Raw genomic sequence first — 8809 nt, 5'->3', positions numbered from 1 at the left:
TGGCGCAGGAAACTCTGGATCACCTTGCGGCCGAGGTCGGGCAGATCGACGTTGGATTCCTCGAGGCGCGCGTGATCGCTCAGCGCAATGCCGTCGATCCACTCCATGGTGAGAACGTTGTGCGCGGTGCGATCCCAGTCGACCGTGGGCACGCGAAAATCCGGGTCGCCGCTGGTGTTCTCCGCCATCTCCGACAGCGCCGCGGCCTCCAGTCGCAGATCCATCTCCATCGCCACCGAGCGGGACATCGTGTTGATGACCTCGACCAGCCGCAGCCGCCGCGCTTCCGCCGAATAGGTCTCGGCATTGTGGGCGACAAAGAAGAAATCGGCGAGGTCGCGGCGGAAGCGCGCGGCGACGTCGGGTCTCAGCACCTTCACCGCCACCGATTTGCGCACGCCGTTCTGCTCGGTTTCGCCGCGATGCACTTGCGCGATCGAGGCGGCGGCCACCGCGGGGCCGAGGCTGACAAACGCCTGCGCCACGGGGCGTTCCAGCGATTGCGCGATCACGGCTTCGGCTTCGCTCTGGGAAAACGGCGGCAGCCGGTCTTGCAGGGCCTCCAGGTCGCGCGCCATCATGACGCCGACCACGTCGGGCCGGGTGGCGAGGAATTGCCCGAGCTTGAGATAGGCCGGCCCGAGCCGGGTCAGCGCGCGCGACAGCCGTGGGCCGGACTTGGCGCCGGGGCGCTCGACGATCCGCGCCAGCCGCAGCGCAAGCTGCCCGGGCGGCGGCACCAGCGACGGATCGACCACGCCGAACACGCCCTCGCGCGCGAACACGAAACCGGCGCGGGCGAGCCGCGCGATGTGGGTCAGGGCTGAAATCACAAACGCCAGCCCGAATGCAAGGCCACGATGCCGCCGGAGAGGCTTTGCCAGCTGACGCGGGAAAAGCCGGCGCTGCGGATCATCTCGGCAAACGCGCCCGGCTTGGGAAATTTTCGGATCGATTCGACGAGATACTGATAGGAATCGGCATCGCCGGTCACGGCGCGGCCGAGGGGCGGGATTACCTTGAACGAAAACAGGTCGTAAATTCGGTCGAGCCCGGGCACGTCGACGGTGGAGAATTCGAGGCACAGAAATCGGCCGCCGGGCTTGAGCACCCGATACGCCTCGGCAAGCGCCAGATCGATTCTCGGCACGTTACGGATGCCGAACGCGATGGTGTAGCCGTCGAAGCTGCGGTCGGGGAAAGCCAGCGCCTCGGCATTGCCTTCCACGAACGACACCCGGTCGTCGACATGGCGCGCGGCGGCGCGCTCGCGGCCGACATTGAGCATGTCGGAATTGATGTCGCAGACAGTGGCGCGAAAGCCCGAGCCTGCCGCCCTGGCGGCGCGGAACGCGACGTCGCCGGTGCCGCCGGCAACGTCGAGCAGCGCAAACGGCGTATCGGCGCGCGGCGGATTGAGCGCGTTGATCATGATGTCCTTCCAAACCCGGTGCAGGCCCGCCGACATCAGGTCGTTCATCAGGTCGTAGCGGGACGCCACGCTGCGGAACACGTCGTTCACCAGCGTCTGTTTTTCGCCCAGGGGAACGTCCCTGAAGCCGAAATGCGTGGTTTGGTCCGGTCCATCCATGTATTTACGCCCTCGAACTGATAGCGGCCGGACCATAGCGCGCCCGCCGCAATGTCGCTATCACGTCGACACCACAAGGTGAACGCCCATCCATGCCCGAATTGCCCGAAGTCGAGACCGTCCGCCGCGGCCTGCAGCCGGCGATGGAGGGTTTCCGGATTGTGAAAATGGAAGTCAGGCGCAAAGACCTGCGGTTTCCGTTCCAGCGGGATTTTGTGCCGCGGCTGGCGGGCCAGACCGTGACCGGTCTCGGCCGCCGCGCCAAATACCTTTTGGCGGACCTTGCCTCCGGCGACGTGCTCCTGATGCACCTGGGCATGTCGGGTTCGTTCCGCGTCATCAAGGACGATGACGCGAGCACGCCGGGCGAATTCCACCATCCGCGCGGCAAGGATGGCGCGCATGATCATGTCGTGTTCCACATGTCATCAGGCGCGGTGATCGTGTTCAACGATCCGCGCCGCTTCGGTTATATGAAGATCATCGCCCGTGGGGCGATCGATGAGGAGCCGCTATTGAGCGGTCTCGGCCCCGAGCCGCTCGGCAATGAGTTCGACGCCAGCATGCTGGCGCACTCCTGCGCCAACAAGAAGACCAGCCTGAAGGCGGCGCTGCTCGACCAGCGCGTGGTAGCGGGGCTTGGCAACATCTACGTCTGCGAGGCGCTGTTTCGCGCGCGCCTGTCGCCGCGAAGGCTGGCGGCGACCCTGGCGACGAAGAAAGCCGAACCCACCGATCACGCCAAACGTCTGGTGAACGCGATCCACGCGGTGCTGAACCAGGCCATCAAGGCCGGCGGCTCGTCGCTGCGCGATCATCGCCAGACCTCGGGCGAGCTCGGCTACTTCCAGCACTCCTTCCAGGTCTACGACCGCGAGGGCGAAACATGCCAGACCGCCGGCTGCGGCGGTATCGTCAGGCGTTTCACCCAGAACGGACGCTCGACCTTCTGGTGCCCGAAATGCCAGAAATAATTCGTGGCGCCAGGCCGGGCCTGGCCTGACCCGAAATGTTCTTTGGAAACGCTCACAATATCTGGACGCAGCTGTAGAGGCTGTAGGCCGACACCGTCAGCGCCAGCAGGAAGCCGCAGAGAAAGCCGATCGTGCCAAGCACGATCGTCGTTATCGCAAGGTGGCGTCCGGGCGCGGAGGGATTGTTGTTCAAAATCGTCACGTGGTTTCCTTCCAGCAATCAAAACAGGAAATGATTCGATTTATCGACACGCGCGCGCGGGCGCCGAACGGCGGCAACCGGAATTTAATGGCGCAAAGTGGATAGATCATCGACCGCACCACAGAGAGCGTGGTGCCGAGGTCCACGCCGCGCGACAGCGTTGCGGCGAGTGCCGGCGATAAACAGAGGGCGAGAAAGGCGAGCGCGCAAAGCCCCGCGATTCCCGCCAATACGGCAATGGTTTGCTCGTCAATATGCTTCATAGTGGCGTCCTGCCTGGCAAAATATTCTCCGAGCGCGCCGCGCATGCGCGGTGCCCGTTGTGCAGCCAGATACGGGGTCGTCGCCGCCGTCGCCAGTTCAGGAACTGAATCCGGCCAATACAGAAACTGAACTGGAAAACCAGAGCAGCCGGCCATAATTTTTCCGCGAACCTGCTGCGGAGGATGACATGACCACAGGCAGCTACCAGCAATTCTGTCCGGTCGCGATGGCCGCCGAGATACTTTGCACGCGCTGGACCATCATTCTGCTGCGCGAGATGTTCGCCGGCTCGACGCGCTTCAACGAATTGCGCCGCGGCGTTCCGCGGATGTCGCCGGCGCTGTTGTCGCAGCGCCTGAAGGAGCTCGAGGCGGCCGGCATCGTCGCACACGCGGCGTCAAGCGCCGACCCGTCCGTCTCCGAATATCGATTGACGGAATCGGGGCGTGAACTCGGGCCGCTGGTGGAGGCCTTCGGAATCTGGGGTCAGCGGCGGATCGAATCGAAACTGTCGCTTCAGCATCTCGATGTCGATCTGCTGATGTGGGATATGCGGCGAAACCTCAACACCACGCCGATGCCGGCGCGGCGCAGCGTGGTGGAGATCGTCTATCCCGAACTGCCGTCGGCACAGCGGCGCTGGTGGCTGATCGTCGATCCCGGCGCCGGTGTCGACCTCTGCAAGATCGATCCCGGCTTCGACGTCGACCTCTACGTGTCGGCGGACCTGCGGAGCATGACGGCGATCTGGCTGGGCCTCGATACCGTGCGCGCGGCCGTTGCCAGCCAGCGGATGGTGCTGACGGGAAGCCGTCAGCTCGCTTCCTCCATGCAGACCTGGCTTGGCCTCAGTCCCTTTGCGAAGGAACGGAAGCTCGCGAGCTAGCCATCGAGCAGTGCCACGGCGTGAAACGGTCGCAGTACAGTTCGTGAACTGGATCGCGATCGCAATCTCCCGATAATCGCCCGGATTGATGATCCAGCAAGGGAGAAAAATCATGAGTTACATCGGAAGCTGTTTTTGCGGCGCGGTCAAAATCGAAGTGACGGGTTCACCGGAAGCCATGGGCTATTGTCACTGCAATTCATGCCGTTCCTGGTCGGCATCGCCGGTCAATGCCTTCACTCTCTGGAAGGCGGACGCGGTAAAAATCACGGCGGGAGCCGAGCATGTCGCGACGTTCCAGAAGACGGCGTTCAGCCAGCGCAAATATTGCAAGCTCTGTGGCGGGCATCTGATGGCCGGCCATCAGCCCGTCGGACTGATCGACGTGTACGCCGCGACCATCCCGACGCTGAAATTCGTTCCCGCGGTCCATGTCAACTACGCCGAGACGGTTCTGCCGATGAAGGATGGATTGCCCAAGATGAAGGACTTTCCGGCGGAACTGGGCGGCTCCGGCGTATTGGTGCCGGAACTGACGGCCGCCTGATCGGCCGCCATGCGACGCGCTCCCTCTTCAAAAAGACAAAGAGGGAGTGCGTCGTCGTCGTTTGCCGGCCCAAGGGGGCGGGAAAGTTCAGGAAACCGTCGCATCGATCTTTGCATGGGTCCGCAAATACATCGCGGGAACGAAGCTCGGCGACACCGCCGGTTCGCTGAGGATCGGCTGCTCTTCGACCGCTACATCGGCATAGAGCCGGGTCTCGATCCAGTGCCAGAGGTCACGAATTTCTTCGGCCGATTTGCCTCCAGGCGCCAATTCACTGACTCCCAGCCCTGCGTTCAGCGCGTCCTGGTGATCGTTGCGCATGACGATGAACGGCTTGGCGAGAATCTCGGGGATATCGAGCGCCGCTTCGTCACCGAGTGCGGTGGCGGCATTGCTGATGCGGTGACCGCGGATCGGGGTCTGGTTGAGCACAAAGCCGAACGGCTTCCTCCAGATTCGGGCGAGCTCGAGCGTCGGGACGGTGGCTTCGATATCGACAATGCTCGGGCGCACCGGGATCAGACAAAAATCGCTGTAGCGGATCGCGGCCGTGGTCGCGGCGCTGACGCCGCCGGCCGTGTCGACGATCGCCACGGTCACGCCGCTGCGTTGCAAAGCCTGCAGGCGAGGCTCGAGCTCCAGGGCGTTGTAGACCGGCTGCACCATCGGCGCGGGGTCGGCGCGGCGGCTCTGCCAGTTCGAAAGCGTTCCCTGCGGATCAGTCTCGATCAGGCAGACGGTCTGTCCCGCCTCCATCGCTGCCAGCGCCAGGCCGATGGCAAGCGTGCTTTTCCCGCTGCCGCCCTTTTGGGTGGCGAGTACGATCGTCTGCATAGCAAAAATCCTTCGGAAGCGTTTGTTTACGGAAGCTGCGGTACGCACACCAACCAAGTGTGCGTCGCATTCTGCGACGCCGAGCATTGCTGCCCAGGACGTGCCGGCCCGACCCGCCAGGCGGTATCGCGGCTGTCCGAATCACCAAACAAGACTAGATTGACTGATTATGAGGAAAATGACCATTCCGGATGAATACGGACCGTGTGATTTCGACTCGTCGGCGCCATGGGTTTAAGACCGTCGGCACGAAAATCCCAACGGACCGCAGGCGGCCGGCGACTACTTCCTCACGCAAATGACGCGCACGACGGCGGCCTTCGCATCCGTTGATCCGCCCGCGGCATCGACCCCGTTGGCTTTGAGAAACTCGCGCACGGCATCGGCCGGCACCAGCACGGCCTGCGCTGCCGGCGTGGCGTTCGCGGGTCCGGCGACCACCGCCGGCTTCAACCGCGCGACGCCGGCGAATTTGCCGTCGCCATCGAGCGCCGCGGCGCCGGAGAAGCCGAGCCCGGGCGGCGGCGACAGCGCGGCATCGCCGCCGCCGCCGACCGGAGCGGCTTGGGCCTTGACGCTGCTGACGGCCGCGCCGCCGCCCTGGTTTTGCGGGTCGGCGATGCCGGTGAGTTCGACCGCGGATTTCGCGTCGCCACTGCCGAGCGCCAGCGGCTTCAAACCGCGCGCGCCGTAGACGCGCAGCAGCGCGAGATCGTGGTCTTTGTCCTCGGCGACGCGGTCGGCGTTGCCGAGGCCCCCGATCGTGATCGCGAGGCACCCATCGGTGATTTCGCGGTCGGTAACGATCGCGCCGCCCTCGCTGACGACGACGCCGGTGCCGTATTCGACGGTCTTGCGCGGCGGCGGGCCGGTGCCCGTCGGAAACGGGTTGAAGGCGCTCGACATCGCGATCACCGCCGGCTCCACGGTACCTTCGGTGGCCTGATCGTAGAGGATGGTGAGGACGCGGACCTCGTCGCCCTTGAAGGTGCCCCGCACGTAGAATTTCTTCAGGCCCTGCATGCCCGACAGCACGAAGAAGTCGGGCTTGACCACGGTGTAGTCGACCTTGCGGCCGGCGGGCTCCCTCTTTTCCTGCTCGGCGAGTTTCGCCGCGGTCGGATTGGCCTGCTTGCGCCGCGCCAGCTGGATCTGGATGGTGCCGGTGGCCGAGCTCCATTTGGCGCCGTTGGCGTCGCTCGATTGCTGCGGCACCAGTTTTGTCGGCACCCCGAGCCGGGCGCCGCTGCCGGCATCGGTGACGATTTTCCAGCCGACATCCCCCTGCCGGCGCCGCGCGGTCTCGGCCAGCACGCTGCGCTCCTGCGGATTGAGCACGCCGGTCGGTTTGCCGCCCCGGTCCTTCTGAAACTCCTTGATGGCGGCGACCATGCGTTCGCTGACTTCGCCCGTGATGGCGCCGTTGTACCGGCCGACCCAGGCCAGATCCGACTGGATCGCCAGACGCTCGGCCTGCGCCATCGCGTTCGCGGTATCGGCCGGGGTCTGCAAGGCCGGGCGGATCGGCACGGTCGTGACCGTCTTCGGCTTGGTGCCGACCGTCGTCGGCGCAGTCATCTGCGCATGGGCGCAAGCCACCGCGGCCACCAACATCAATGTTGCCGTCAGCATCGATCTCATGAGAAGTCTCGGGGTCATTGACGTGCCGCGAATTAAGCACATCTGCTTGGTAGGCAACAACAGCGCCATGGTTCAAGGATGACGGCCGATACCGCAGCGCATGATGAATACGATGCCGGATAATCAGGATTCGACCAGGCCATGCTGAGTGCCGACGAACTCGAACGCTATGCCCGCCATATCGTGCTGCGCGAGGTCGGCGGCCCCGGCCAGGCGGCATTGAAGGAGGCCTCCGTGCTGGTAATCGGCGCGGGCGGCCTCGGCGCGCCTGCGCTGATGTATCTTGCCGCCGCCGGTGTCGGCGCGCTCGGTGTGGTCGATGACGATATCGTTTCGCTGTCCAATTTGCAGCGCCAGATCATCCACACCACGCCGGACATCGGACGGCGCAAGGCCGACACCGCGGCCGAGCGAATCTATGCGCTCAATCCCCGTGTCCAGTTCGCGGCGCACGCCACAAGGCTCGACGCCGGCAATGCGATGACGCTGATCGGCAGCTACGATCTGGTGCTCGACGGATCCGACAATTTCGAAACCCGCTATCTGGTATCGGACGCATGCTTCCTCGCCGGCAAGCCGCTGATCACGGCGGCGCTCGGCCAGTTCGACGGCTCGCTGACCACGATCCGCGCGCATGAGAGAAACGCCGAAGGCGAGTTCAATCCGACCTATCGCTGCCTGTTTCCCGAACCGCCGCCGCCCGGCACGGTGCCGGCCTGCGCCGAGGCGGGCGTAATAGGCGCGCTCGCCGGCGTGCTGGGATCGATGATGGCGCTGGAGGCGATCCGCGAAATCGTCGGCTTCGGCGAGGGCCTGGTCGGGCGGCTCCTGATGGTGGACGCCCGCGCCATGCGGTTCGAAACGCTGCGCTACGCACGCGATCCCTTGAATCCGCTCAATGGCGACGCGCTTGTCATCACCGATCTGAGCGCGCACCGCTAAGCGGCGAAACCCCTCACAGCATGCTCGGCAGCACGCGGTCCGGCGGCTTGTGGTTGTCGAGGAAGGTGCGGATGTTGATGATCACCTTCTCGCCCATCTCGACGCGGCCTTCGATCGTCGCCGAGCCCATGTGCGGCAGCAGCGTCACCTTGCCGGCCTTCGCCAGCCGCACCAGTTTCGGATTGACCGCGGGTTCGTTCTCGTAGACGTCGAGCCCGGCGCCGGCGATGTCGCCGCTTTCGATCAGCTTGGTCAGCGTCTCCTCGTCGATCACCTCGCCGCGCGCGGTGTTGACGATAAAGGCGTCCTTGCGGACCAGTTTCAGGCGCCGCGCCGACAAGAGATGAAACGTGGCGGGCGTGTGCGGACAATTCACCGAGATGATGTCCATCCGCGCCAGCATCTGGTCGAGGCTTTCCCAATAGGTCGCGCCCAATTCGTCGGCGATGCGCGGCGCCACGGGACGGCGGTTATGGTAATGAATCTGCAGGCCGAACGACCGCGCCCGGCGCGCCAGGGCCTGGCCGATGCGGCCCATGCCGACGATGCCGAGCCGTTTTCCCCCGATCCGGTGGCCGAGCATCCAGGTCGGCGACCAGCCCGGCCAGTCCTTGCCCTCGGTGAGGATGGAAGCGCCCTCGACCAGCCGGCGCGGCACGGCCAGAATCAGCGCCATGGTCATGTCGGCGGTATCTTCGGTCAGAACCTTCGGCGTGTTGGTCACGGTGATGCCGCGCGCATGGGCCGCGGCGACATCGATATTGTCGACACCGTTGCCGAAATTGGCGATCAGCCGGAGCCTGCATTCAGGCTGCCTGAGCGCTTCTTCGGTGATTTCATCGGTGACGGTCGGCACCAGCACATCGGCCGAGCGGACCGCGTCCGCGATCTGATCCGGCGTCAGCGGCGTGTCGTCGAGATTGAGGCG

11 protein-coding genes are annotated in these 8809 nt (G+C 64.8%); 4 read left to right on the top strand and 7 right to left on the bottom strand.

Annotated elements, in window-relative coordinates; translation table 11 throughout:
• Both QZ213_RS19775 and ubiE read right to left on the bottom strand, forming a co-directional pair.
• The coding region (locus QZ213_RS19775) for an AarF/UbiB family protein (RefSeq protein ID WP_291687785.1) at positions 1–833 on the bottom strand (833 nt) is incomplete at its 3' end.
• Positions 830–1591, bottom strand: a complete 762-nt coding sequence (gene ubiE, locus QZ213_RS19770) for a bifunctional demethylmenaquinone methyltransferase/2-methoxy-6-polyprenyl-1,4-benzoquinol methylase UbiE (RefSeq protein WP_291687784.1) — start codon at positions 1589–1591, stop codon at positions 830–832. The genes ubiE and QZ213_RS19775, both read right to left, overlap by 4 nt.
• A 92-nt stretch (positions 1592–1683) precedes the next feature.
• Between ubiE and mutM the strand changes: the two genes are divergently transcribed.
• Positions 1684–2565 (top strand): bifunctional DNA-formamidopyrimidine glycosylase/DNA-(apurinic or apyrimidinic site) lyase, encoded by an 882-nt coding sequence (gene mutM, locus QZ213_RS19765; protein ID WP_291687783.1) that lies wholly within the window; start codon positions 1684–1686, stop codon positions 2563–2565.
• 52 nt (positions 2566–2617) lie between these two features.
• Here mutM and QZ213_RS19760 read toward each other — a convergent pair whose 3' ends face one another.
• On the bottom strand, positions 2618–2767 hold the full coding sequence (locus tag QZ213_RS19760) for a hypothetical protein (RefSeq protein WP_291687782.1): 150 nt from the start codon (positions 2765–2767) through the stop codon (positions 2618–2620).
• Positions 2764–3186: a hypothetical protein gene (locus QZ213_RS19755; protein WP_291687781.1), complete on the bottom strand. Its 423-nt coding sequence runs from the start codon at positions 3184–3186 to the stop codon at positions 2764–2766. Before QZ213_RS19755 ends, QZ213_RS19760 begins: the two co-directional genes overlap by 4 nt.
• A gap of 32 nt (positions 3187–3218) precedes the next feature.
• On the opposite strand from QZ213_RS19755, the gene QZ213_RS19750 reads away from it, so the two are divergent.
• Complete coding sequence (locus QZ213_RS19750; RefSeq protein WP_291687780.1) at positions 3219–3917, top strand: helix-turn-helix domain-containing protein; 699 nt, start codon at positions 3219–3221, stop codon at positions 3915–3917.
• A gap of 112 nt (positions 3918–4029) precedes the next feature.
• The gene (locus QZ213_RS19745; RefSeq protein ID WP_291687779.1) at positions 4030–4464 is read left to right on the top strand and encodes a GFA family protein; all 435 of its coding nucleotides are present in this window, start codon (positions 4030–4032) and stop codon (positions 4462–4464) included.
• An 87-nt stretch (positions 4465–4551) separates the two neighbouring features.
• Here the strand turns inward: QZ213_RS19745 and QZ213_RS19740 are convergent, their stop codons facing one another.
• Both QZ213_RS19740 and QZ213_RS19735 read right to left on the bottom strand, forming a co-directional pair.
• Positions 4552–5298: a ParA family protein gene (locus tag QZ213_RS19740; RefSeq protein ID WP_291687778.1), complete on the bottom strand. Its 747-nt coding sequence runs from the start codon at positions 5296–5298 to the stop codon at positions 4552–4554.
• 282 nt (positions 5299–5580) lie between these two features.
• Positions 5581–6939 (bottom strand): serine protease, encoded by a 1359-nt coding sequence (locus QZ213_RS19735; protein WP_291687777.1) that lies wholly within the window; start codon positions 6937–6939, stop codon positions 5581–5583.
• Between the two features lie 141 nt (positions 6940–7080).
• Between QZ213_RS19735 and moeB the strand changes: the two genes are divergently transcribed.
• The gene (gene moeB, locus QZ213_RS19730; protein WP_291687776.1) at positions 7081–7881 is read left to right on the top strand and encodes a molybdopterin-synthase adenylyltransferase MoeB; all 801 of its coding nucleotides are present in this window, start codon (positions 7081–7083) and stop codon (positions 7879–7881) included.
• Positions 7882–7894: 13 nt separating this feature from the next.
• On the opposite strand, the gene QZ213_RS19725 is transcribed toward moeB, so the two are convergent.
• On the bottom strand, positions 7895–8809 hold a 915-nt coding region (locus tag QZ213_RS19725), incomplete at its 5' end, for a D-glycerate dehydrogenase (RefSeq protein WP_291687775.1).

Origin of the sequence: Bradyrhizobium sp., from assembly GCF_017881085.1 — a bacterium.
In the GTDB taxonomy this organism is placed as follows: domain Bacteria; phylum Pseudomonadota; class Alphaproteobacteria; order Rhizobiales; family Xanthobacteraceae; genus Bradyrhizobium.
The sequence above is the reverse complement of the archived record's forward strand: the minus strand, read 5'-3'. Positions and strand labels throughout refer to the sequence as shown.